Here is a 23,945-nt window from a genome sequence, read left to right on the forward strand (position 1 = left end):
ATGCCGGCAACGGCTGACCGTTCCCGGCATTTTCCAGTTGACTTTGAGCATGATTGCATTATACTTCCATAATAATAGGCAAAATCATTGGTCTGCGCTTCGTTTTTTCAAATAAAAACTGGCTTAACGCTTCACGGATGTTCGCTTTCAACGACGACCATTCAAGCATGTACGATTCAAGGCAGCGCTCGATGATTGCCGCCACCATTTTCTCTGCTTCCTCCAGCAGTGTCTCAGACTCGCGCATGTAGACGAACCCCCGCGAAATGATTTCCGGGCCGGCGGCGATCGTTTTCGCTTCTTTATTCAGCGTGACGACGGCGATCAAAATGCCGTCTTGGGACAATAAGCGGCGGTCACGCAACACAATGTTGCCGACATCGCCAATGCCGAGGCCATCAATTAAAATATTGCCGTACGGCACTTTGCCGCCGGGGCGGGCGGCACCGGCGCGGAACTCGATCACTTCGCCTTTGTCGATTAAAAACGTCCGCTCCTCCGAGATGCCGACCGCCTTCGCCAACCGGGCGTGCGCTTTTTGCATCCGATATTCCCCATGCACCGGAATAAAGTATTTTGGCTTCATTAAATTGAGCATCAACTTTAATTCTTCTTGGCAACCGTGCCCAGATACGTGCACTTGCCGGTCGCGGTAAATCACGTTGGCGCCGGCCCGATACAAGGCGTCGATCGTTTTCGCGAACCCAAGCTCATAGCCCGGCATGACGGATGCGGCGACGATGACGGTATCCCCTTCTTTGATGTTCACTTGTTTGTTCGCTTGACGCGCCATGCGCCAAAGCGCGCTCATCGGCTCGCCATGCCCGCCGGTTGTCAAAATGACGAGCTCGCGGTCATTGTAGCGATCGATATCGTGCGCAGAAATCGTCACCTTGTCTGGAACGTGCAAATAGCCAAGGCGCACGGCGATGTCCATTACTTTATGCAGCGTTTTGCCGATGACTGCCACTTTACGCCCGGATTGGTGGGCGGCGTACAGCACTTGCTGGATGCGGGTGATGTTGGAAGCGTAGCAGGCAACAAACACGCGTCCTTTCGCATGGCCGATCACGTCAGCGATCTCATAGGCGACTACCGTATCGGAGCCGCTGTAGCCGGGGCGTTCGGCGTTTGTGCTGTCCGACAAAAGACACAGCACCCCTTCTTCGCCGATTTGCGCCATTTTCCCTAAGTCGGTGCGGTTGTTGCCGTACGGGGTTTGGTCAAATTTAAAATCGCTCGTGTACACGATCGCACCTTGCGATGTATGCAGACTGATGCCGATCGAATCGGGGATGCTGTGGATCGTGCGGAAAAACGTCACTTTCGCCTTGTCAAACACGAGCTCCGCATCCGGATGAACTTCATTGAGCTTCGCGCCCGACACCCCTTGTTCTTTTAACAGCGCCTCCGCCAACCCGAGCGTCAGCTTCGTTCCGTATACCGGCACAGACAGCTGCTTGAGCACGTAGGCGATCGCCCCCATATGCTCCTCGTGCCCGTGGGTGAGAAAAATTGCCTGAATGCGATGCTGCCGTTCAATCAAATAGGTGATGTCCGGGATCACTTTGTCGATGCCGAGCATTTCGTCTTCCGGAAACATCACCCCGGCGTCGATGACAAAAATGTCCTCGTCCAATTCGACAACATACATGTTTTTGCCGATTTCTCCGACTCCCCCAAGGGCAAAAATGCGTATTTTCTCTACCGGCTTTATTTTCGATTTCAAGGCTGCGTCCTCCCAATTGTGATGCTAACCCGCTCAAAGTCACTTGCTTTTATTATAACGAATCGATGCTGAAAAACACAAGATGGTTCATTCACCAGCCAATGGATTTCACAGCCAAGGCAAAAAAAGGCCCCAACGCGCAAGCAAAGCGTTGGGGAATCGTTTCGTTACGACAGCGCATCGAGCAGGCGGCTTAGCTCCTTCCGCTCTTGTTCGGTGAGCGGCACAAGCGGAAGGCGCACCGAACCAACGTCCAGCCCGCGCAGCTGCAGCGCCGTTTTCACCGGCACCGGGCTTGGGGCGGCAAACAAGCCTTTCATGAGCGGCAGCCATTTTCGATGCAGCGCCGCCGCCTTCTGATGATCGCCCGCTAAAAAGGAACGAATCATTTCCTGCATTTCATTGCCAATGATGTGCGAAGCGACCGAGACGACGCCATTGCCGCCGATCGCTAGCACTGGAAGCGTCAAGCTGTCGTCGCCGCTGTAGAGCAAAAAGTCGTCCGGCGTACGCTCAATGATTTCCGCCATGGCGTCCAAATTGCCGCCCGCTTCCTTGACAGCGACAATGTTCGGAACTTCGGACAGCCGGATGACCGTCTCCGGAGCAAGACTCACCGACGTGCGCCCTGGAACGTTATACAGCATCACCGGCAGCGATGTGCTTTCGGCAATCGCTTTGAAATGTTGATACAGCCCTTCTTGGTTCGGCTTGTTGTAATACGGCGCCACAAGCATGACAGCATCGACGCCCGCCTCTTCCGCCTTTTTCGTCAGCTCGATCGACGCGCGCGTATCGTTCGTGCCCGTTCCAGCAATGACCGGCGCCCGGCCGTTGACGACGGAGACGACATGGCGAAAAAGCGCGATTTTTTCCTCGGTCGTCAACGTCGGCGACTCGCCGGTCGTGCCGGCGACAACGAGCGCATCTGTGCCATTGTCAAGCAAATAGTTGACAAGCTCCGTTGTTTTTGCCAAGTCGAGATTCCCTTTTCGGTCAAATGGCGTAACCATCGCCGTTATGATGTTCCCGAACTGAACCACGGTTTTCACTCCTCGCTCCAAATCGCTTCATCTTCGCCCGCATCCGCCTCGGATAAACAGAAGGCGTCATGCAGAGCGTTGACCGCCTTTTCCATATCGTCTTGCTTCACTAGCACCCAAATCGTCGTATGGCTGTCGGCGGACTGCAAAATTTGAATGCCTTGCTCCGACAAGGCAGTGACGATTTTCGCCGTCACCCCCGGTACGCCGGCAATGCCGGCGCCGACGACCGACACTTTGGCGCATCGGGGCGTCACGGCCGGTTCGTAGCCGATGCGGCGCAGGGCGGCCACCGCTTTTTCCGTCATGTCGCCGCTCACGGTGTACACAACACCGTACGGGGAAATGTTGATAAAGTCCACGCTGATCCCTTCATGGGCCATCGCTTGAAACACGTCAGACTGCAGCTCATAGTGGCCTTCTTTCGCCAGCACTTTGATTTGTGTGACGTCGGCGACGTACGTAATGCCGGTGACAAGCCGCTCTTTCACATCGCTTCCTTTTCGGCCGCGCACCGATGAAGTGACGAGCGTCCCGGGGGCATCGGAGTACGTGGAGCGAATGCGCAGCGGCACTTTCGCCTGCATGGCGATCTCCACCGCGCGCGGATGGATCACTTTCGCCCCTTGGTACGCCATGTTGCAAATTTCCGTATACGTAACGACGTCAAGCGGCCGGGCGCTCTCAACGATGCGCGGGTCGGCGGTCATGACGCCGTCGACATCGGTGAAAATATCAACCCACTCCGCGTTTAACGCCGCGCCGAGCGCTGCCGCCGACGTGTCGCTCCCGCCGCGGCCGAGCGTTGTTATGTCGCCGTTTTCCGCCATGCCTTGAAAGCCGGCGACAACGACGACGTCGTATTGCCGAAGCGCCTCAAGGAGGCGGTCGCAGCGCATTTCGAGAATTTTCGCGTTCGTATGATCGCTGTTCGTGCAAAATCCTGCCTGGGCGCCGGTGAACGCCGTCGCTTTGATGCCGTGTTCGTTCAACAAGTTGCTGAACACAACGCTTGAGATGATTTCTCCGCACGCCATAAGCATATCTTGCTCTCGTTTTGTGACATGGTGATGAACGCCGCCGATCAAACTAAGCAGCGTATCGGTCGCATATGGATCGCCGCAACGTCCCATAGCCGATACGACGGCCACGACTTTATAGCCATCTTCCAACGCCCGTTCAATATGGCGGCGCGCCAAGTTCCGCCCGCGCTCGTCGCGGACGGACGTGCCGCCGAACTTTTGAACAATGAGTTTCATGCTAACACCTCGATGCTTTTTCAAATGAGCCCGAGCTTCAACAAACTTTCTGCGATTTGCACCGAGTTCGAGGCTGCACCTTTTAGCAAGTTGTCAGCGACAATCCATAGATGGAAGCCGCGGCGGTTGTCCAAATCGCGGCGGATGCGGCCGACAAACACGTCGTACTTACCGACGCAATGGGCCGGCATCGGATACAACTGTTCGCTCGGATCATCTTGAAGCACGACGCCCGGCGCTTCGCGGAGCACCGCCTGCAAGTCAGAGGCGGTGACGCCGTCTTGTTCAATTTCGATGTACACCGATTCCGAATGGCCGCTCGCCACCGGAATGCGCACGCACGTCGCCGCCACTTTCAGCTCAGGCATATGCATAATTTTTTTTGTTTCATTGATCATTTTCATCTCTTCAAACGTAAATCCATTGTCTTGAAACTTATCGATTTGCGGAATGGCGTTGAACGCAATTGGGTAATGCTTTCGGTCCGATTTCACTGGCAAAATGTTCGCCTCCACCGGCTTCCCTTCGAGCACCGCTTTCGTCTGCTCGTTGAGCTCTTCAATGGCCTGCGCTCCCGCCCCGGAGACGGCTTGGTACGTCGAGACAATGACGCGCTCTAGGCCAAACGCCTTCCGAATCGGCTCCAACGCCACAACCATTTGAATCGTCGAGCAGTTCGGATTGGCGATAATGCCGTTATGCCACGTCAAGTCGCTTTCGTTCACTTCCGGAACGACAAGCGGCACGTTTTCCTCCATCCGAAACGCGCTCGTATTGTCGATCACGATCGCTCCGCGCCGCACCGCTTCCGGCGCCAGCGCTTTCGATACGGCGCCGCCGGCGCTGAACAAGGCGATGTCGACCCCGTCAAAGCGCTCGGGCGATGCCGCCTGCACTTCGATCTCCTCGCTGCGAAAGCGCATTTTTTTGCCGGCTGACCGCTCCGATGACAACAAAGTCAATTTTCCAACCGGGAAGTTCCGGTCTTCAAGCGTCCGCACCATTTGCTGCCCGACGGCCCCCGTTGCTCCGACGACAGCGACATGATATTGTTTTTGAGCCATCCACCATTCTCCTTCCACATCGTCACTCTAAGAAGTGAATTCATAGTCTTTATTTTATCACATTCCGCTGTGGACGAGAGAACATTTTTATGCGGAACATGGATTTTCGATTCAGTTGTAGCGGAACCGCTCGATAATGACCGGCTGCAGCTGCTTCCCTTCAAGCGCGGCGAGAATCGTATCGCGCAAAAGCGGCATGTAGGCGACCATGGAGTTCGGCTTCGCCTGCGGGGCGTCTTGGCCGAACGGGATGAAATAAATGTTTTTTGCTGCCATAAGCCGCATTAGATTGACGCCGTTTAAGCCGAGCGCATCGTTCGTCGAAATGCCAAGCACGACCGGGCGGTGGTTGCGCATCGTCGCTTTCGCCGCCATCAGCACGGGGGAATCCGTCATGGCATTGGCCAGCTTGCTCATCGAGTTGCCGGTGAGCGGAGCGATCACCATGCAGTCGAGCGGAATTTTCGGCCCGAGAGGCTCCGCTTTGACGATCGTATCGATCACTTCATGTCCGGTCAGTTGTTCGAGTTTTTTCACCCATTCTTCCCCTTCGCCAAAGCGGGTGTTCGTCGTTTTCACCGTATAGGTGACGATCGGCAGCACCTCCGCTCCTTCGTTGACAAGCTTCTCGATCTCCGGGAACACCGCATCATATGTGCAATGCGACCCGGTGAGGCCAAAGCCGATCCGTTTTCCTTTCAAGCTGTTTCCGCTCATGCATGATTCTCCTCCCGTTTTTGTAAATCTGCATATAATAGTTGCGCCAAGACGTTGGCAATGATTTGCCCAGCTGTCTTCGGCGCGACAATCCCCGGCAGCCCGGGCGCCAAAATGGCTTTCACTCCCCGTTTTTCGGCATAGCGGAAGTCAGTGCCGCCCGGTTTTGACGCCAAATCGATAATCAGCGTATGGGGCGGCATTTTGGCGATGACGCTCGCCGTCACGATGAGATGAGGCACGGTGTTGATGCAGACGTCAATGTCACGCACTTCTTTTTCCAAATCGTTTAAGTGAAACGGCACGAGCCCCATTTCTGTAATGCGGGCGAGATGCTCCGACCGGCGCGCCCCGACTTTCACTTTCGCCCCCAACGCGGCGAACGTCCGGGCGACGGTCATGCCAACGCGTCCAAGCCCCAAGACGGCAACGCATGAGCCGTGGATCGTAAAATCCGTATGCTGAATGACCATCATCACCGTGCCTTCCGCGGTCGGAATGGAGTTGTAAATGGCGACATCGTCGCGCTCAAACAACTGCACGTGCTTGCGCCCTGTTTTTTTCACCAATTCGTCCAAATACGCGTTGCTGATGCCGGAATAAATCGTGCATTGCCGCGCCGTTTTTTGCACCATCTCTTCTGTAAACGGAATCGGTTCGTGGGCAAACACGCTGTTGACGTTTCCGTCCAGCGTCGTGCCGTGAACCGGCAAAATGATCGCATCCAAATCGGCAAAATCGACTTCGCCAATCGGCAGCTTCATCGCCCCGGTGAAATGATGGGCGAGCTGGTCGAAGCCGACAAGCGACAACTTCGCGTCGAGTTCAACGAGTTTGCGGATGACTTCAAGCTGCCTAGCATCGCCGCCGATGATGGCGATATGCATTCCTGTCAGCATCATGTTGTACGCTCACCTTCTTTTCTGGCAAACTGCTCCGTTTCCTTTCCCATCTTATGTTGAAAGGAAAATATAGGTGAATATCCTTGCGGGAAAAAATGGGCGATATGCGCCCAAAGCTGACAAGAGGCAGTCATTTTTTCTGTTTTTGTTCCTTACATATAAAGTAAAGAAGCGAAAAAGGAGGAAACCAGCATGAGGCTGAGCGAGTTAAGCGGAAAAGAAATTGTCGATGTAAGCCGAGCCGAGCGGCTCGGGGTGCTCGGGCAGACCGATTTGGAAATCAACGAGCAAACGGGGCAGATCGAGGCGCTGCTCATCCCAACGGGAAAATGGTTCGGGTTTCGCAAAGACGGACAGGAAATTCGCGTGCCGTGGAAATATATTCGCAAAATCGGCGCCGATATGGTGATGATCGACGTCCCCGAGGAAGGGTGAAAGAGGCGGAAACGAAAAAGCTAACAACCTAGCGAAAGGTCGTTAGCTTTTTTGGGCTCGGTCTATGAACGGAGCGGGCGCGGCAGCACGCCGTCCGGGCTGATTAAGGCGAGCGCGTAATCGTCCGTGAAAACCGTGCGCGCCAGTTCGTTTACTTTTTCCACCGTGACACTTTCAATCTCTTCAATGATCTCATCAAGCGAGCGGTGGCGGCCGAGAAGGAGTTCATTTTTGCCGTTGCGGCTCATCCGGCTGTTCGTGCTCTCGAGCCCAAGCATCAGGCTTCCTTTCATCTGCTCTTTGCTGTTATGCAACTCTTTTTCGGTCACTCCGTCCTCCTTCAGCTGGCGAATGGTGTGCTGGATCGTTTCGAACAGCACATCAAGCTGGCTGCTTCCTGTGCCGGCGTAAATGGCGAGCAGGCCGCTGTCTTGGTAGGCGGAATGGTACGAGAACACCGAATACGCCAATCCGCGCTGTTCGCGCACTTCCTGAAACAGCCGGCTGCTCATGCTGCCGCCTAAAATATTGTTCAAGATGAGGAGCGGGTACGCGTCCGGATGGCCGATCGGCAACCCGTTGAATCCGATGCATACGTGCGCCTGCTCAGTGTCCTTTTTGCGCGCGATCTTTTGCGGCACAAACGCCGGCGTCCCTGAAGAAGGCGGCTTGCTCTCTGCGGCAAACGAGCCGAAATAGCGCTCGACCTCATCAATAAACCGTTCGTCGACGTTGCCGGCGACCGAAATGACGACGCGATCCGGTGTATAGTAGTCCGCCATATATTGGCGCAGCGTGTCGCCAGTAAACGTGCGCAGCGTCTCTTCCGTGCCCAAAATCGGATAGCCGAGCGGATGACCCGCATAGCACGCTTTGCCGAGCAAATCGTGGACGATGTCATCCGGTGTATCTTCATACATTTTGATTTCCTCGAGCACGACGTTGCGCTCCTTTTGCAGCTCATCCTCCACAAATGTCGAGTGGAAAAACATATCGGCGAGCATTTCAAGCGCCAGCGGCGCGTGTTCATCCAACACTTTGGCGTAGTAACACGTATACTCCTTCGATGTAAAGGCGTTTACTTGCCCGCCGATGCTGTCGAATGCTTCCGCAATGTCCCGGGCCGTGCGCGTCGTTGTCCCCTTGAAAAACATATGCTCTAAAAAATGGGAAATGCCATTGGTTTGCTCCGTTTCATTGCGCGAGCCGGTCCCGATCCATATGCCGATGGCCACCGACCTTACAGTCGGAATTTGCTCGAGCACGATTCGCACACCGTTTTTGCACGTATATTTGTTAATCAACTCCATGTTCCTCCTGTTTGTTTGCCAGTCTTTTCTCATCGAATAAGGCCGTCAAGCTGCCTAGGGCGTAGCCTTTTTGCTTAATCGAGATGATCAGCTCGTCAAGTGCAGCCGCCGTCGGCATCGTTGGGTGCATCAAAATGATGGCGCCAGGATGAACTTTCGATGTCACCCGTTTCACTATAACAGATGGCGACGGTTTTTGCCAATCAATTGTATCGACGCTCCATAGAATCGTTTTCATGCCGAGTTCCGCGGCGACCTCGACGACCTCGTCGCGGTAGCTGCCGCTTGGCGGGGCAAACCATTTGCATTTAACCGATGTCGCCGCCTCAATCACTTCGTTTGTTTTTTCGAGCTCGCGGCGGATGTTGTCGACAGCGAGCGTTTTCATATCGGGATGGCTGTAGGAATGGTTGCCGATTTCATGGCCGGCGTCTGCTATCATTTTTGCCATCTCCGGGTGTTTTTTTACCCATCGTCCTTCCAAAAAGAACGTCGCCTTGACATTGTATTTTTTCATCGTCTCAAGCATGTCGGGGAGGTATTCTTCCCCCCAAGCGACATTGACCGCAAACGCCACCATCGGCTTGTCAGGATGGCCGCGGTAAATCGGCGCCGGCGGCAAATCGTCCAAATGGACGCGCGGGGGCACTTGACGGAACACGAGTTTTCGCTCATCAAACATCCCCGTTTTCTTCATGTTTTGATAGGAGGCGTCAATGTCGACGGCGAGCCCGTTGTAGCCGGGCGTCGCCTTCCATACTTTATCGATGACCGCATCTTGGGCGGGAATTTCATATTGCTTCGCTTGTTTGACGATCGTGTCGTACAGCTTGTCGCGCTCTTTCATCGCGGTTGTTTCCATCGGGCGCCAGCTCGCGATGTAATCGCCAACCGGAGGCCAATGAACCGCCGCCCAGGCGGCAAGAAACATGACCGCTAGCGCCATATAGCGGGCAATTCCGTTGTTCACCCTTGTCCCCCTCCTTTTTTACTACTACAACATATGTCTTAGGGGGACAGGATAGAACATAACAAAAGAGCCTTAAGAAACAAATTCCTAAGGCTTCATGCGATGGCGCTCCGGCCGTCTTCCTCGTTTTTCCCTAGATTCCCGCGGCAGTTCCCCTCCAATGTTGCGGGCATCGCGCAACACCGCTTTGCGCGACAGGTTGACGCGCCCTTGCTTATCGATTTCCGTTACTTTCACTAAAATTTCATCGCCAATCGAAACGACGTCTTCGACTTTGCCGACCCGCCCTTCAGCGAGCTCGGAAATATGGACAAGCCCGTCTTTGCCGTTGAACAACTCAACGAAGGCGCCGAATTTTTCAATCCGTTTCACTTTGCCTAAGTACACTTGGCCGACTTCGACTTCGCGGACGATGTCTTCGATGATTTGCTTCGCTTTTTGGTTGGCCGCTTCATCCACAGACGAGATGAAAATCGTGCCGTCTTGTTCGATGTCGATTTTGACGCCGGTTTCGTCGATGATTTTGTTGATCTGCTTGCCGCTTGGTCCGATCACCTCCCGGATTTTGTCCGGGTTGATGTGCATGATCAAAATTTTCGGTGCATATTTGGACAGCTCTTTGCGCGGTTCGCTGAGCGTTTGCATCATATGATCCAAAATCTCGAGCCGCCCTTTGCGCGCTTGCATGAGCGCCTCTTCCAAAATCTCGCGCGTCAATCCTTTGATTTTAATGTCCATTTGCAATGCCGTCACGCCTTTTCTCGTGCCGGCGACTTTAAAGTCCATATCGCCAAGATGGTCTTCGATGCCTTGAATGTCTGTCAAAATCGTGTAATGGTCGTCGTTTTTCACAAGCCCCATGGCAATGCCGGCGACCGGTGCTTTAATCGGCACCCCAGCATCCATCATCGCCAGCGTGCTGGCGCAAATGCTGGCCTGCGATGTCGAGCCGTTCGACTCCAGCACTTCGGAAACGAGGCGGATCGTATACGGGAATTCGCGCTCCGACGGCACGACCGGCTCGAGCGCCCGTTCGCCAAGCGCCCCGTGTCCGATTTCACGACGCCCCGGCCCGCGCATCGGCCCGGTTTCCCCGACGGAAAACGGCGGGAAGTTGTAATGGTGCATAAACCGCTTCGATTCTTCAAGGTCAAGCCCGTCCAAAATTTGCACATCACCAAGCGCCCCAAGCGTACAAACGCTCAACACTTGCGTCTGCCCGCGCGTAAACAAACCGGAGCCGTGCGTGCGCGGCAGGACGCCGACCGCCGATGAAAGCGGACGGATTTCATCGACTTTGCGCCCGTCCGGACGGATTTTCTCGACCGTGATCAAACGGCGCACTTCCTCTTTTACGAGTTTATGCAAAATTTCCTGTACTTGCTTGAGCTTCTCCTCATCCGCTTCTTCCGCCTCATATTTGGCGATGACGCCAGCTTTCACATCTTCAATGGCAGCATCGCGCGCCAGTTTCTCCGGCACTTGCACCGCTCGCTTAATGTCCGCTTCGGCAAGCTGGCGGATTTCCGCCTCCAGCGCTGGATCCGGCTCGTAAAGGACGACTTCCATTTTTTCTTTGCCGACTTGGGCGGCGATTTCCTCTTGGAAGGCGATGAGCCGCTTCACTTCCTCATGGCCGAACATGATCGCTTCCAAAATCACTTCTTCCGGCACCTCATCCGCCCCGGCTTCCACCATGTTGATCGCATCTTTTGTGCCGGCGACGACAAGATGCAGATCGCTTTTTTCCATTTGCTCGACCGTCGGATTGATGACAAACTGGCCGTCAACGCGGCCGACGATGACACCGGCGATCGGCCCTTCAAACGGAATGTCGGAAATCGTCAGCGCCACCGACGAACCGATTAAGGCCGCTACTTCCGGCGCGCAGTCTTGATCAACGCTCATGACCATCGAGACGACTTGCACTTCGTTGCGGAATCCTTCGGCAAACAGCGGGCGAATCGGTCGGTCGATGAGACGGCTCACCAAAATGGCTTTCTCGCTCGGGCGACCTTCGCGCTTAATAAACCCGCCAGGAATTTTTCCAACCGCATACAACCGTTCCTCGTAGTTGACGGTAAGCGGGAAAAAGTCAACGTTTTTCGCCTCTCGCGACGCGGTGGCTGTGCTCAACACGACCGTATCGCCGTAGCGGACGAGCGCCGCGCCATTCGCCTGTTTCGCCAGCTCGCCGGTTTCGACGATGAGCGGCCGCCCGGCCACATCGATGGAAAACACGCGTTTCTCTTGTTCCATACAGACGAGTACTCCTCTCTATGTACAGATGAAATTATAGATCCGCTGATGATTAGTATAGACGAATTGGCACCATTGTTATCATCGCCGTGTCAATCACGCCTATAAACTAGCAAAAAAGCGGGAATGCTCCCGCTTTTTTATCGACGTAATCCAAGTTTCTCAATCAATTCACGGTAGCGCGCCACATCTTTCTTGCGCAAGTAGGCCAATAAGTTGCGGCGCTTCCCGACCATTTTCAGCAAGCCGCGCCGTGAATGATGGTCTTTTTTATGAATGCGCAAATGCTCGTTCAAGTTGTTGATTTGCTCCGTCAGGATCGCAACTTGCACTTCCGGAGAACCAGTGTCGTTCTCATGGATTTTAAACTGCTCGATGATTTCGCGTTTGCGCTCCTGCGTCAATGCCATCCTTGTTCACCTCCCTAGTCCTAGATCCCCGATTGCCGAGCGGGCGTCGGTGACTCGCCTAGCCAAGCAATGGTTCGCATACATTGATTAGAATACCTCTTTTTCCGGCAAAATGCAAGTCTTTTCGCTGAAACAGCGGAAATACTGCTCCGCCTCTTTCTTGTCGCGGGCGATTTGCGCCGTCAGTTCATCGACACTGGTAAACTTCTGCTCGCTCCGCAGACGGCGGTGCCACTCAATTGTCATCGTTTGTCCATAAATATCGCCGGAAAACTCGAATAAGTGCACCTCAATATTCGGCAATCCTTCGCGCGTTTTATGGAACGTCGGTTTGTAGCCGACGTTCGCCACCCCTTCATATACTTGCCCGCCGATCACCGCCTTGACTGCATAGACGCCGACTGCCGGCAAGGCATAATCGCTGTTTAAAGCGATGTTCGCCGTTGGAAAGCCGATCATCCGCCCGCGCCGTTCCCCGGCAACGACCGTTCCTTCAAGCTCATAAAAGCGGCCGAGCAGGCGGGGAAGCTGTTCGACCGCCCCGTCTTCGAGCAGTTTCCGCACCCGGGACGAGCTCACTTTTTCCCCGTCGACCGCGAGCTTCGGAATGACCGTCTGTCCAAAGCGGCCGCGCGCATGAATCGGCATCGTCTCCATCGTTCCTTTTCCGAACCGCCCATAAGTGAAATCGAAGCCGGCGACGACATGTTTCACGTGCAACCCGTCCAAATATTGGTCAACGAACGCTTCTGGCGACAGCGCAGCAAACGTCGGCGTAAATTCAACGATGTACAGCCGGTTGACGCCAAGTGATGCAATCAGCTGCTCCTTTTTGCCAAGCGGCGTGATCGAGCGCAGCTCGGACTGTTTGCCAAGCACAACGGACGGATGAGGATGAAACGTCATCACCGCGCTTTCGTACCCACGCTCGTTGGCGATCTCGACCGCGGTGCGGATCACTTTTTGATGGCCGAGGTGGATGCCGTCGAAATAGCCCAGCGCCATCACCGTCGGAGGGAGCGCCTGGCGTTCGAGACGGTGGGGATGCGAAAGAAACAGCGTTTCCATGTCCATGACCTACCTTCTTTATTTCCGCGCTGCACCCGCGGCGTTAACGAAACACTTTGAGCGGTTTCATCAAGCCGGGGCGCGTCGGATGCTTCACGTACAGGGCCAGCGCTTCCCGCTCGGGCGAAACAAGCACGACCGGCCCGTCAAGCTTCTCTAAAAAAGCGGGAAGCCGGAGCAGCGCCCCGTTTTTTACCTTCTCTGCTACTTTATCATTGATTTCATATTTCGGCAAATGAAAAAGCGCCCGCTCGATCGGGATGAGCAAGGCATCAGCCGTCCCGTCGGCCGCCCGGCGCTCAACGTCTTCAAACGTTACGCAATCTTCAAGCCGAAACGGCCCGGACGCCGTACGGATGAGGTCGGACATATGCGCCGGATAGCCGAGCCGCTCGCCGATCATCACCGCCAGCGTACGCACGTACGTGCCTTTGCTGCACGTGACGCGAAAGCGAAATGACACCGTTTCCCCAAAGAATTGTTCACGTTCATCAAGCAGTTCGAGCTCATAAATGGTCACGCGCCGCGTCGGACGTTCGACTTCGATGCCGGCGCGCGCGTATTCATACAGTTTTTTGCCGCCCACTTTCACCGCGGAGTACATCGGCGGCGTTTGCTCAATTTCTCCGGTCAAGCTGTCAAACACCGCTTCGATTTCCGCGCGCGCAATCGGCCGGTCAACCGGACGGGCGGCGATGATGTCGCCGTCCGCATCTTCGGTTGTCGTCGCGGCGCCAAGCGTCACTTTTCCTTCATACGTTTTCGTCGTCCCGGTCAAAAACTCGGCGATGCGCGTCGCCTTGCCAAGGCAAATGGGCAGCACACCGGACACGTTTGGGTCAAGCGTGCCGGTGTGTCCCGCTTTTTTTACGCCAAGCAGACGGCGCACTTTGGCCACGCAGTCGTGAGACGTCATCCCTTTCGGTTTATTCAGCAGCAATACCCCGTCCATCGACGCACCCTTTCCGTTTCCATGATCATGAATGGAAATGGATAGACGGTTCGTCTATCCATTGTTCGGCTCCCCATCCGCCTCTTTCGCCGGGTGGTCATCGCTTGAAATTTGCCGAATCAGCTGTTCGATGCGGCTGCCGTATTCAATCGTTTCATCGATTTCAAAGAAAATTTCCGGCGTCTTGCGAAGGCGGATGCGCTGCCCGATTTCCGAACGGATAAACCCTTTCGCTTTCTCGAGCGCCTTCAACGTCTCTTCCTGCTGCTTGTCATCGCCAAGGACGCTGATGTACACTTTCGCCTGTTGCAAATCACCGGTGACCCGCACATCGGTCACCGTGACAAAGCCGATGCGCGGGTCTTTCAGCCTGCGGCTGATGATGTCGCTCAACTCTTTTTTCATTTGCTCGCCAACGCGAGTTGCCCGTATATTCATCACCCATCACCTCGGTTACAACCACTCGAATGATGTGGCCGCCCGCTCCAGCTCAGGGAACGAGTCGATCAAAGCAAGCGCACGCTCGAGCTCCCGTTCGGTCGCCCGGCGGCTGGACGTAATGGCAACAAGGCCGATGGTCGCTCGTTGCCATGCGTCTTGATGATCGATTTCGGCCACAGAGACGTTATATTTTTGCCGGATTCTTGTCATGACCCGCTGCAGGACGGCCCGTTTATCCTTGAGCGAGCGGGCGTTGTAGATGATGCATTCGCACGCGGCGAAGCCGATCATGCCCGGGCCACTTCCTGCATGATGTATGCTTCGATGACATCTCCTTCTTTGATATCATTGAAGTTTTTGATCGTCAGCCCGCATTCATACCCTTGCGCCACTTCGCGCACATCGTCTTTATACCGCTTGAGCGAATCGATTTCCCCTTCGTAGACGACGATGCCTTGGCGAATGAGGCGCACCTTGCTGTCGCGGGTGATTTTGCCGTCCGTGACATAGCAACCGGCGATCGTGCCGACTTTCGATACTTTGAACGTTTGCCGCACTTCCGCCTGACCGATCACTTTCTCTTCGTACTCCGGATCGAGCATCCCTTTCATCGCCGCTTCAATTTCCTCGATGACATTGTAAATGATGCGATGGAGGCGGATGTCGACTTTTTCCGATTCAGCGGCGCGCTTTGCGTTTGCATCCGGACGGACGTTAAATCCAATGACGATGGCGTTCGATGCCGTCGCCAGCGAAATATCCGATTCGGTGATGGCGCCGACAGCCGCGTGGATGATTTTCACCCGCACGCCTTCCACATCGATTTTTTGCAAGGCGGCGACAAGCGCCTCAACCGATCCTTGAACATCGGCTTTGACGATCAAATTCAGCTCTTTCATTTCGCCTTGCTTAATTTGTTCAAACAAATCATCCAAGCTGACGCGCGTTTTGACGCTTCGCTGCTCCTGCAGCTGCCGCTGCGCCCGCGCCTCCGCGATTTGCCGCGCCTTTTTCTCATCCTCAAACACCATGAAGCGGTCGCCGGCTTGCGGCACTTCATGCAGCCCAGTAATTTCGACTGGCATCGACGGAGTCGCCTCTTTGACGCGCCGGCCGCTGTCGTTCACCATCGCGCGCACGCGCCCGTATGTTGTGCCGACGACGATCGGATCGCCGACACGCAACGTTCCCGCTTGAATCAAAAGCGTTGCCACCGGGCCACGCCCTTTATCAAGCTTCGCTTCGATCACCGTACCGACCGCACGCCGGTTCGGGTTGGCTTTTAATTCTTCCATCTCACTGACAAGCAAAATCATTTCCAAAAGATGATCAAGACCCTCTTTCGTTTTCGCCGACAACTTGCAGAAAATCGTATCGCCGCCCCATTCTTCCGGAACGAGGTTGTATTCCATCAATTCTTGCATGACGCGGTCCGGGTTCGCTTCCGGCTTATCGATTTTGTTGATGGCGACAATAATCGGCACGTTTGCCGCCTTGGCGTGGTTGATCGCTTCCACCGTCTGCGGCATCACCCCGTCATCCGCGGCAACGACAAGAATGACGATATCGGTCACTTGCGCGCCGCGCGCCCGCATCGTTGTAAACGCTTCATGCCCCGGCGTATCGAGGAACGTAATTTTTTTGTCATTGACCGTCACTTGATACGCACCGATGTGTTGCGTAATACCGCCGGCTTCTTGCTCCGTCACTTTGGAGTGGCGGATCGCATCAAGCAACGTCGTTTTCCCGTGGTCGACGTGCCCCATGATCGTCACGACCGGCGGCCGTTCAACCAAATCTTCCGGCGCATCGACAATTTCGATCGCTTCAAAGTTCGTCTCATCGATCGTCACTTTTTCTTCGACTTCAACGCCGTAATCTGAGCAGATGAGCTCGATGGCGTCTTTGTCTAAATCTTGGTTGATTGTCGCCATCACGCCGAGCATAAACAGCTTCTTAATAATTTCCGACGGTTCGCGGCCAAGCTTTTTCGCCAGTTCGGCCACGGTAAGCGAGCCTTCAAACGTAATTTTTTTCGGCAGCTCTTTTTCTTTTTTCGCCGGCTGCGGCGCTTGTTTTGCGGCTGGTGCTGCCTGCTTTTTCCCTTTCGCCGGCCCTTTTCCTTTCTTTTTCGCCGCTTGGAGCAGTTTCTTTTCTTGCTGTTGCGCCTCGGTTTTTTTCGTTTCCTTCCCTTTTGGCGCTCCCTTTTTCTTCGCCGGTTTCATTTTCGCCGCTTCTTTGCTGTCGTCAAAAATTTCCTCATCAGCAAAATCGGCCGCTTTCGCCGGCGTCGGCCGTTTCGGCTTCTCCGTTTTCTTTTCCGCTTTTTTCTCTTCTTTTTTCCCGGTGTTCGGGCGATATTGATGGTCGAGTTTTTCGACGACATCAGCCTCCAGCATCGCCATATGGTTGTTCACTTCAATGTTCATTTCTTTCAATTTATGAATGACGTCCTTGCTTGGAACGTTCTGTTTTTTCGCGTATTCATACACACGCATTTTCGACATACATTCACCCCCATTAAGATCGGTCGAGCATCGTTTGCAATTGGCGCGCAAACCCTTCGTCGATGACAGCGACAACGACACGGGCGTCCTTGCCGATCGCGCCGCCAAGCACATACCGGTCCGGCACTTTGCAAAGCGGGACGCCATAAAACGTGCATTTGTCCGTCACTTTTTTTTCGGTGTTGACCGATGCGTCTTGCGAAAGCAAGACGAGCCGCGCCCGGCCCCGCTGCACTTCTTTGACGACAAGCTCCTCGCCGGAGACGACTTTGCCCGCCCGCTGCGCCAATCCAAGCAGCGATGCCCAACGGTTATGCTTCATGTCCGGCCTGTTTCTCCTTTTCCGCCAAGGCGAGCAATTCGTCATAAATCGCATCATCGATGTCTGCTTTTAAATGGCGGGCCAAAATGTTTTTCTTTTTCGCCTGCAAAATGCACTCCGGATCAAGGGTAATATACGCGCCGCGCCCCGCCTTTTTGCCGGTTGGGTCGATCGACACTTCCCCCTCTTTCGAGCGGACGATGCGCACCATCTCCCGTTTCGGCTTCATCTCTCCAGTGACGACGCATTTGCGCAACGGAATTTTCTTTTGCGCTGCCATTTTTCATTCCCCCTCACTCGATTTCCGCCGATTGATCAAACGATGGGCCGTTTTCTTCGCTATTTTCATTATCGGCCGCCGCATCGCTGAAATCAAGCGAAGTGGATGGCGCATGCGGATCAATGCCCATCTCCCGCGCTTCCGATTCGCTTTTAATATCAATTTTCCAGCCGGTCAATTTCGCCGCCAGCCGCGCGTTTTGCCCGCGTTTGCCGATGGCGAGCGACAGCTGATAGTCCGGAACGATGACCGTCGTCGCCTTTTGCTCCTCGTTGACAATGACGCGCAACACTTTCGCCGGGCTTAACGCGTTGGCGACAAACTCCACCGGATCGGCCGACCAGCGGACGATATCGATTTTTTCTCCGTTCAGCTCATCAACAATGGCCTGCACGCGTTGCCCTCTCGGTCCGACGCATGCGCCGACCGGATCGACTTCCGGGTTGTCGGAGTGGACGGAAATTTTCGAACGGTCGCCGGCTTCGCGGGCGATCGATTTAATCTCGACCGTTCCGTCGTAAATTTCCGGCACTTCGAGCTCAAACAGCCGTTTCAACAGTCCCGGGTGGGTGCGGGAGACGAAAATTTGCGGCCCTTTTGTCGTTTTTTCCACTTTCGTAATGTATACTTTCAACCGGTCGTGCGGCTTATAGGTTTCATTCGGCATTTGTTCGTTTGCCGGCAGGAGCGCCTCCGCCTTACCGAGGCTGACGTAGACAAAGCGCGGGTCGACGCGCTGAACGATGCCGGTCATAATGTCCTCTTCACGGTCGACAAATTCGGCGTAGATGATGCTCCGCTCTGCCTCGCGCACGCGCTGGGTGACGACTTGCTTCGCCGTCTGTGCGGCGATGCGCCCGAAATCGCGCGGCGTCACTTCGAGCTCGACGACGTCGCCGATTTGATAATTCGGATTGATCCGCTGCGCGTCCTCAAGTGAAATTTCAAGGCGCGGATCGGCCACCTCTTCGACGACATCTTTGCGCGCGAACACGCGGATCGTGCCGGTGTCCATATTGAGATCGACGCGCACGTTTTGCGCCTGGCCGAAATTGCGTTTATACGCTGAAACGATCGCCGCTTCGATCGCTTCCATCACGACTTCTTTGCTGATGCCTTTTTCCCGCATCAGATCGGCTAACGCCTCAAGCAATTGCGTGTTCATGCAACAAAAATCCCCCTTTTGCGATTAGAAGAAAATGACGGCTAATCGGGCGCTTGCCACTTTTTCATACGGAATGGCGACCGTTTTTTGCCGTCCGCGGTCTTTGACCAACAGCGTCACGGTCGTTCCGTCAAAAGCGGTTAGTTCGCCTTCAAACTGCTTTTCTCCTTCAATGGGCTCATACGTTTTGATATATACATTTTTCCCAATGGCCTTGGCAAAATCTTTTGCCTTTTTCAGCGGCCGCTCTGCTCCGGGCGATGATACTTCCAAAAAATAGTTATGCGGAATCGGATCGACTTCATCCAGCTTTTCGCTCAATTTTTCGCTGACAGCACCGCATTGTTCAATATCGACGCCATCGTCAGAGTCAATGAAGACGCGCAAAAACCAATTTTTCCCTTCCTTCACATATTCAATATCGACGAGTTCAAGCCCCATTTCGTCCAAAATCGGTGTGACGAGTTGTTCGACCGTTTCTGTCACCTTTTTGCTCATTGTGTTCCTCCTTACCGAGCAAACGTGCATGCGTGGCATAATGAGAAAATCCCCTGCACAAGGCGGGGAATGAACGAGAGACGGGTGCCCATTCAAGACGAAAGAGTGGGTTTCCCCACTCTCTGCTTGCCATTATCTTTGCCAATTCCACTAAAACTATAACACATTGGGAAATATATTGCAACGGGAAACTGCCGCTCGGGCGAAAGAGCGCTGTCCGCTTCCTTCAGCGGCGGCGTTTCCACTAAAACAGCGACAGCTGGTTATGGTCTGGAAGCGAGTCAAGGCAGCCGCGGCTTTCTAGATACTCGAGCAGCGTTTTCGACAATTTGCCGCGCTGTTGCAAATCCTCCTTCGACAAAAACTCACCTTCCTCGCGAGCGCGCACGATCGCCTGCGCCACGTTCGTCCCAAGCCCCGGAATGGCGTTGAACGGCGGAATGAGAGAATTGCCGTCAATGACGAATTCCGTCGCCTGCGAGCGGTACAAATCGATATTTTTAAAGGAAAAGCCGCGCTCGCACATCTCTAAGGCCACCTCAAGAACCGTGAGCAAGCTTTTTTCTTTCGCCGTCGCCTGAATGCCTTTGGAGTTGATTTCCTCAATCCGCTTGCGAATGGCGGCTGATCCTTTGATCATGGCGTCAAGGTCAAAGTCCTCCGCCCGCACCGTAAAGTACGACGCGTAATACAAAAGCGGATGGTGCACCTTAAAGTAGGCGATGCGCACCGCCATTAACACGTAGGCGGCGGCGTGCGCTTTCGGGAACATGTACTTGATTTTTTTGCATGAATCGATGTACCACTCCGGCACGTCATGTTTGCGCATTTCTGCTTCAAACTCCGGCGTTAAGCCTTTTCCTTTGCGCACGGATTCCATGATTTTAAAAGCGAGCGACGGCTCGAGCCCGCGGTAAATCAAATAGACCATAATGTCGTCGCGGCAGCCGATGACTTCCGATAACGTACACGTGCCGTTTTGAATGAGCTCTTGCGCGTTGCCGAGCCACACATCGGTGCCGTGCGACAAGCCGGAAATTTGCACGAGTTCGGAAAACGTTTTTGGCCTTGTCTCTTCCAACATTTGTCGAACGAAGCGCGTGCCAAACTCCGGAATGCCGATCGTGCCGACATTGCACATGATTTGCTCCGGCGTAACGCCAAGCGGCTCGGTGCTGCTGAAAATGCCCATCACATCCGGGTCGTCGGTCGGGATCGTTTTCGGATCGATGCCGCTTAAATCTTGCAGCATGCGAATGACCGTCGGATCGTCGTGCCCGAGAATATCGAGCTTCAACAAATTGTCGTGGATCGAATGGAAGTCGAAATGGGTCGTCCGCCATTCAGAGGACGTGTCATCGGCCGGATATTGAATCGGCGTAAAATCGTAAATTTCCATATAATCAGGGACGACGATGATGCCGCCCGGATGCTGTCCGGTCGTCCGCTTCACCCCGGTGCAGCCAGCCGCGAGCCGGTCGATTTCCGCGCCGCGCAGCTCTAAGTTATGGTCGCTCGCATACGCTTTGACAAATCCGTACGCCGTTTTGTCAGCGACCGTGCCAATCGTCCCGGCGCGGTAGACGTTGTCTTCGCCAAACAGCACTTTCGTATAGTTGTGGGCGCGCGGCTGGTATTCGCCGGAAAAGTTCAAGTCGATATCCGGCACTTTGTCCCCTTTAAAGCCGAGAAACGTCTCAAACGGGATGTCGTGCCCGTCTTTCTTGTATTTCGTTCCACATCGCGGGCAGTTTTTATCCGGCAAATCAAACCCTGAGCCGACTGAACCGTCGTTAAAGAACTCCGAATGCTTGCAGTTTGGGCAAACGTAATGCGGCGGCAGCGGATTGACCTCGGTGATTTCCGTCATCGTCGCGACAAACGACGAGCCGACCGATCCGCGCGACCCGACAAGGTAGCCGTCATCGAGCGATTTTTTCACAAGCTTGTGCGAGATCAAATAAATGACGGCAAAGCCATGGCCGATGATGCTTTTTAGCTCCTTCTCAAGCCGCTCTTCAACAAGTTTCGGCAACGGGTCGCCGTAAATTTCCTTCGCCCGCCGGTAGCTCATTTCCCTGATTTCCTCGTCCGCCCCTTCGATGCGCGGCGTATACAGCTCATCTTTGATCGGCTTGACATCGCCGATTAACGAAGCGATTTTTTGCGTGTTGTCAACGACGATTTCCTTCGCTTTTTCCGGCCCTAAAAACGAGAAGCAGTCAAGCATTTCATTCGTCGTACGGAAATATACATCCGGCAGTTCATGGCGGTTGAGCGGATTCGCCCCGCCTTGCGAATGGATTAAGATTTTCCGGTAAATTTTATCTTCTGGGTTCAAGTAATGGACGTTGCCAGTGGCGACAACCGGGATGTCAAGCTTCTCACCAAGGGCGACGATGCTGCGGATGATGTTTTTGATCATCTCTTCGTCTTTCACATAATCCATCTCGATGAGCGGCTTGTACACGTCCGGCGGATGCACTTCAAGAAAATCGTAAAAACGGGCGATGTCTTCGACTTCTTCCGGCGCCTTTTGGATCAAGTTGTCAAACAGCTCTCCTTTGTCGCAGCCCGAGCCGACAAGCAGGCCGTCGCGGTGCTTGACGAGCACGGAGCGCGGGATGCGCGGCACACGGTGAAAATATTGAATGTGCGACAATGACACAAGCTTGAACAAATTTTTCAATCCAGTCTCGTTTTGCGCCAACAGCGTCACATGGAACGGGCGCGCAAGCCGATAGGACGCTTCGCTGTGCGTGCGGCTGTTTAATTCGTCATGAAACAGTATGCCGCGCTCTTCCGCTTCCTTCAACAGCCGCATAAGCAAATGCCCGGTCGCCTCCGCGTCGTAGATGGCGCGGTGATGCTGCGTCAATTCAATGTCAAATTTTTTGCACAATGTATTGAGCCGATGGTTTTTCAAATCCGGGTATAAAAAACGGGCCAGCTCGAGCGTATCGATGACTGGATTCGCGATTTTGCCGCGCCCCATGCGAGCGAGGCCCGCGTTTAAAAAACCGATGTCAAAGCTGGCGTTGTGGGCAACAAGCGTCGCATCGCCGGCCCAGTCAACAAAACGGGCTAGCACCTCGTCCGGCTTCGGGGCGCCTTTCACCATCTCATCGGTGATCCCAGTCAGCTCCATCGTTGTCACTGACAACGGATGTCCAGGGTTGGCAAACGACATGAACCGGTCGATGATCTCGCCGTCTTTCACTTTCACCGCCGCCAGCTCAATGATCGTATTGTACACAGCCGACAGGCCCGTCGTCTCGACGTCAAAGACGACGTACGTTTCCTCCGAAAGACGGCGGTGCGTTTCATTGTAGGCGATCGGCACGCCATCGTCGACGATGTTCGCCTCAAGGCCGTAAATGACCTTCATGCCGTGTTTTTTCGCCGCGCTGTAGGCCTCCGGAAACGACTGAACAACGGCATGGTCGGTGACGGCGATCGCCGGATGCCCCCATTTTTTCGCTTGCTCAATGAGTTTTGTCACCGAGGTGACCGCGTCCATTTGGCTCATCGGGGTATGCAAATGGAGCTCGACCCTCTTTTCCCCTTCCGGCGCCGTATCTTGCCGTTCGTTTGCGGCGATTTCGTTCAAATCGTTGGCGATGATGACCAAATCACGGACGAACGTATCGTTTTGCACGCTGCCGCGCACTTTCACCCACATGCCTTTTTTGACGCCGCTCATGAGCTCGGCGTCCTCTTTGTCGCGCGAGAACATTTTGACTAAAATCGAGTTCGTGTAATCTGTGATTTTCATGGTCAACAGCGTGCGGCCGCTTTTTAATTCGCTCACTTCGGCGTCAAATACATAGCCTTGCACAACGACGCGCCGTTCTTCTTCGACGATCGTTTCAAGCCGCCGCACCGGCTCCTCGTCGCGGATCGGATAGCCGATGACAAGCGGACCGGACGGCGGCGCAGACGCGGCCTTTTCTTCTTCCCTCGCTAAATCGGTCAGTACAGCAAGCGCTCGCTCTTCGTCCTCTTGCTGTTTTTGCGCCAAAAACTGTTCCATTTCTTGCTTGGACGGCTCGACGCTGACGTCAAGCTGAAGGGGGGGAAACCCAAACGAAGCGTACACATCAGCGATTTTTTTGGCGAACCGCCGTTTGATCGCCAGCGCTTCCGCTTCATGGCGGGCAACGACAAGCAGCTTGTTTCCTTTCAGCTCGGGCGTCTGCCGGCTGAGCCAATCGACAAGCGGCGACATGCCTTCTTGCAGCTCGGCAAGGCAAAGCGGCCAATACGCCTGCACATCCGCCTCAGTTACGCGCGGCGCTTCGACCTCCATCGTATGGCGGACGGCGGCGATATGGCGGAACGCCGTCTGCAGCCGATCGGCAAACGTTTTGTATACATGAACCGGCAGCACATTGTCGAACTGAAAATAAAAATGCCAGCTTTTCTCCTCTTTATCGATCACGACTTTGCGAATGGCTGCCTCACGAAAATGCGGCATCCATTCGTCCGACGTCATCTTCAGCTGCTCAAGCAGGATGAGAAACCGCTCTTTTTGCTCTTTTGTCACCATGACGTCCGTTTGTTCCCCTCTCAACATCATTCTCTTTCTATATCATACCATAACAAAAGCGCCGG

General features: G+C 54.4%; 21 protein-coding genes. 1 reads left to right on the forward strand and 20 read right to left on the reverse strand.

The window, feature by feature from the left end:
• Positions 1 to 58 precede the first annotated feature (58 nt).
• The 6 genes from CWI35_RS03865 to dpaA all read right to left on the reverse strand — a co-directional run bounded on the left by CWI35_RS03865 (position 59) and on the right by dpaA (position 6,714).
• Positions 59 to 1,729 carry a ribonuclease J gene (locus CWI35_RS03865; RefSeq protein WP_119877511.1) on the reverse strand — a complete coding sequence of 557 codons (1,671 nt, stop codon included), beginning with the start codon at positions 1,727 to 1,729 and terminating at the stop codon, positions 59 to 61.
• A gap of 167 nt (positions 1,730 to 1,896) precedes the next feature.
• Complete coding sequence (gene dapA, locus CWI35_RS03870) at positions 1,897 to 2,772, reverse strand: 4-hydroxy-tetrahydrodipicolinate synthase (RefSeq protein ID WP_011230777.1); 876 nt, start codon at positions 2,770 to 2,772, stop codon at positions 1,897 to 1,899.
• Between the two features lie 5 nt (positions 2,773 to 2,777).
• Positions 2,778 to 4,031, reverse strand: a complete 1,254-nt coding sequence (gene dapG / locus CWI35_RS03875) for an aspartate kinase (RefSeq protein ID WP_011230776.1) — start codon at positions 4,029 to 4,031, stop codon at positions 2,778 to 2,780.
• A gap of 20 nt (positions 4,032 to 4,051) precedes the next feature.
• Positions 4,052 to 5,095 (reverse strand): aspartate-semialdehyde dehydrogenase, encoded by a 1,044-nt coding sequence (gene asd / locus CWI35_RS03880; protein WP_014195482.1) that lies wholly within the window; start codon positions 5,093 to 5,095, stop codon positions 4,052 to 4,054.
• A 111-nt stretch (positions 5,096 to 5,206) separates the two neighbouring features.
• Entirely contained in the window at positions 5,207 to 5,812 is a 606-nt protein-coding gene (locus tag CWI35_RS03885) for a dipicolinate synthase subunit B (RefSeq protein WP_011230774.1), read from the reverse strand.
• Positions 5,809 to 6,714: a dipicolinic acid synthetase subunit A gene (gene dpaA / locus CWI35_RS03890; RefSeq protein ID WP_013145722.1), complete on the reverse strand. Its 906-nt coding sequence runs from the start codon at positions 6,712 to 6,714 to the stop codon at positions 5,809 to 5,811. The genes CWI35_RS03885 and dpaA overlap by 4 nt, the downstream gene beginning before the upstream one ends.
• A gap of 192 nt (positions 6,715 to 6,906) precedes the next feature.
• On the opposite strand from dpaA, the gene CWI35_RS03895 reads away from it, so the two are divergent.
• On the forward strand, positions 6,907 to 7,149 hold the full coding sequence (locus CWI35_RS03895; RefSeq protein WP_011230772.1) for a YlmC/YmxH family sporulation protein: 243 nt from the start codon (positions 6,907 to 6,909) through the stop codon (positions 7,147 to 7,149).
• Positions 7,150 to 7,211: 62 nt separating this feature from the next.
• On the opposite strand, the gene CWI35_RS03900 is transcribed toward CWI35_RS03895, so the two are convergent.
• The 14 genes from CWI35_RS03900 to CWI35_RS03965 form a co-directional block, all read right to left on the reverse strand.
• Entirely contained in the window at positions 7,212 to 8,459 is a 1,248-nt protein-coding gene (locus tag CWI35_RS03900) for a M16 family metallopeptidase (RefSeq protein ID WP_014195480.1), read from the reverse strand.
• Positions 8,446 to 9,429, reverse strand: coding sequence for a polysaccharide deacetylase family protein (locus CWI35_RS03905; protein ID WP_011230770.1), 984 nt, complete (start codon positions 9,427 to 9,429; stop codon positions 8,446 to 8,448). Before CWI35_RS03905 ends, CWI35_RS03900 begins: the two co-directional genes overlap by 14 nt.
• Before the next feature lie 87 nt (positions 9,430 to 9,516).
• Positions 9,517 to 11,688 carry a polyribonucleotide nucleotidyltransferase gene (gene pnp / locus CWI35_RS03910; RefSeq protein WP_013523420.1) on the reverse strand — a complete coding sequence of 724 codons (2,172 nt, stop codon included), beginning with the start codon at positions 11,686 to 11,688 and terminating at the stop codon, positions 9,517 to 9,519.
• Between the two features lie 140 nt (positions 11,689 to 11,828).
• Positions 11,829 to 12,098, reverse strand: a complete 270-nt coding sequence (gene rpsO, locus CWI35_RS03915) for a 30S ribosomal protein S15 (protein WP_011230768.1) — start codon at positions 12,096 to 12,098, stop codon at positions 11,829 to 11,831.
• An 87-nt stretch (positions 12,099 to 12,185) separates the two neighbouring features.
• Positions 12,186 to 13,166, reverse strand: coding sequence for a bifunctional riboflavin kinase/FAD synthetase (ribF, locus tag CWI35_RS03920; protein WP_031206507.1), 981 nt, complete (start codon positions 13,164 to 13,166; stop codon positions 12,186 to 12,188).
• A 43-nt stretch (positions 13,167 to 13,209) separates the two neighbouring features.
• A complete protein-coding gene (truB, locus tag CWI35_RS03925; protein WP_119877512.1) occupies positions 13,210 to 14,118 on the reverse strand; it encodes a tRNA pseudouridine(55) synthase TruB in 909 nt (302 codons plus the stop codon).
• Positions 14,119 to 14,172: 54 nt separating this feature from the next.
• Complete coding sequence (gene rbfA / locus CWI35_RS03930) at positions 14,173 to 14,556, reverse strand: 30S ribosome-binding factor RbfA (RefSeq protein WP_014195477.1); 384 nt, start codon at positions 14,554 to 14,556, stop codon at positions 14,173 to 14,175.
• A 15-nt stretch (positions 14,557 to 14,571) separates the two neighbouring features.
• Complete coding sequence (locus CWI35_RS03935; protein ID WP_011230764.1) at positions 14,572 to 14,850, reverse strand: DUF503 domain-containing protein; 279 nt, start codon at positions 14,848 to 14,850, stop codon at positions 14,572 to 14,574.
• Positions 14,847 to 17,066 carry a translation initiation factor IF-2 gene (gene infB, locus CWI35_RS03940; RefSeq protein WP_013523417.1) on the reverse strand — a complete coding sequence of 740 codons (2,220 nt, stop codon included), beginning with the start codon at positions 17,064 to 17,066 and terminating at the stop codon, positions 14,847 to 14,849. The genes CWI35_RS03935 and infB overlap by 4 nt, the downstream gene beginning before the upstream one ends.
• Positions 17,067 to 17,079: 13 nt before the next feature.
• Positions 17,080 to 17,388, reverse strand: coding sequence for a YlxQ family RNA-binding protein (locus CWI35_RS03945; RefSeq protein WP_011230762.1), 309 nt, complete (start codon positions 17,386 to 17,388; stop codon positions 17,080 to 17,082).
• Complete coding sequence (gene rnpM, locus CWI35_RS03950; RefSeq protein ID WP_011230761.1) at positions 17,378 to 17,668, reverse strand: RNase P modulator RnpM; 291 nt, start codon at positions 17,666 to 17,668, stop codon at positions 17,378 to 17,380. Before rnpM ends, CWI35_RS03945 begins: the two co-directional genes overlap by 11 nt.
• A 13-nt stretch (positions 17,669 to 17,681) precedes the next feature.
• A complete protein-coding gene (nusA, locus tag CWI35_RS03955; protein ID WP_011230760.1) occupies positions 17,682 to 18,833 on the reverse strand; it encodes a transcription termination factor NusA in 1,152 nt (383 codons plus the stop codon).
• Between the two features lie 24 nt (positions 18,834 to 18,857).
• On the reverse strand, positions 18,858 to 19,331 hold the full coding sequence (gene rimP / locus CWI35_RS03960) for a ribosome maturation factor RimP (RefSeq protein ID WP_011230759.1): 474 nt from the start codon (positions 19,329 to 19,331) through the stop codon (positions 18,858 to 18,860).
• A 244-nt stretch (positions 19,332 to 19,575) separates the two neighbouring features.
• Positions 19,576 to 23,880: a PolC-type DNA polymerase III gene (locus tag CWI35_RS03965; RefSeq protein ID WP_119877513.1), complete on the reverse strand. Its 4,305-nt coding sequence runs from the start codon at positions 23,878 to 23,880 to the stop codon at positions 19,576 to 19,578.
• Positions 23,881 to 23,945: the final 65 nt, after the last annotated feature.

The sequence above is a fragment of the [Bacillus] caldolyticus genome, assembly GCF_003595605.1.
Taxonomy (GTDB): domain Bacteria; phylum Bacillota; class Bacilli; order Bacillales; family Anoxybacillaceae; genus Geobacillus; species Geobacillus thermoleovorans.

Bases quoted from the DNA above. Each gene is read 5' to 3' on its own strand.
- rpsO (WP_011230768.1), bottom strand. From the start codon at position 12,098: ATGGCATTGACGCAGGAGCGCAAACGCGAAATCATCGAGCAGTTTAAA.
- dpaA (WP_013145722.1), bottom strand. From the start codon at position 6,714: ATGATGCTGACAGGAATGCATATCGCCATCATCGGCGGCGATGCTAGG.
- CWI35_RS03935 (WP_011230764.1), bottom strand. From the start codon at position 14,850: ATGATCGGCTTCGCCGCGTGCGAATGCATCATCTACAACGCCCGCTCG.
- truB (WP_119877512.1), bottom strand. From the start codon at position 14,118: ATGGACGGGGTATTGCTGCTGAATAAACCGAAAGGGATGACGTCTCAC.
- rimP (WP_011230759.1), bottom strand. From the start codon at position 19,331: ATGAGCAAAAAGGTGACAGAAACGGTCGAACAACTCGTCACACCGATT.
- infB (WP_013523417.1), bottom strand. From the start codon at position 17,066: ATGTCGAAAATGCGTGTGTATGAATACGCGAAAAAACAGAACGTTCCA.
- rnpM (WP_011230761.1), bottom strand. From the start codon at position 17,668: ATGGCAGCGCAAAAGAAAATTCCGTTGCGCAAATGCGTCGTCACTGGA.
- CWI35_RS03885 (WP_011230774.1), bottom strand. From the start codon at position 5,812: ATGAGCGGAAACAGCTTGAAAGGAAAACGGATCGGCTTTGGCCTCACC.
- pnp (WP_013523420.1), bottom strand. From the start codon at position 11,688: ATGGAACAAGAGAAACGCGTGTTTTCCATCGATGTGGCCGGGCGGCCG.
- asd (WP_014195482.1), bottom strand. From the start codon at position 5,095: ATGGCTCAAAAACAATATCATGTCGCTGTCGTCGGAGCAACGGGGGCC.
- CWI35_RS03965 (WP_119877513.1), bottom strand. From the start codon at position 23,880: ATGGTGACAAAAGAGCAAAAAGAGCGGTTTCTCATCCTGCTTGAGCAG.
- CWI35_RS03945 (WP_011230762.1), bottom strand. From the start codon at position 17,388: ATGAAGCATAACCGTTGGGCATCGCTGCTTGGATTGGCGCAGCGGGCG.
- rbfA (WP_014195477.1), bottom strand. From the start codon at position 14,556: ATGAATATACGGGCAACTCGCGTTGGCGAGCAAATGAAAAAAGAGTTG.
- ribF (WP_031206507.1), bottom strand. From the start codon at position 13,166: ATGGAAACGCTGTTTCTTTCGCATCCCCACCGTCTCGAACGCCAGGCG.
- CWI35_RS03900 (WP_014195480.1), bottom strand. From the start codon at position 8,459: ATGGAGTTGATTAACAAATATACGTGCAAAAACGGTGTGCGAATCGTG.
- dapG (WP_011230776.1), bottom strand. From the start codon at position 4,031: ATGAAACTCATTGTTCAAAAGTTCGGCGGCACGTCCGTCCGCGACGAG.
- nusA (WP_011230760.1), bottom strand. From the start codon at position 18,833: ATGAACACGCAATTGCTTGAGGCGTTAGCCGATCTGATGCGGGAAAAA.
- CWI35_RS03895 (WP_011230772.1), top strand. From the start codon at position 6,907: ATGAGGCTGAGCGAGTTAAGCGGAAAAGAAATTGTCGATGTAAGCCGA.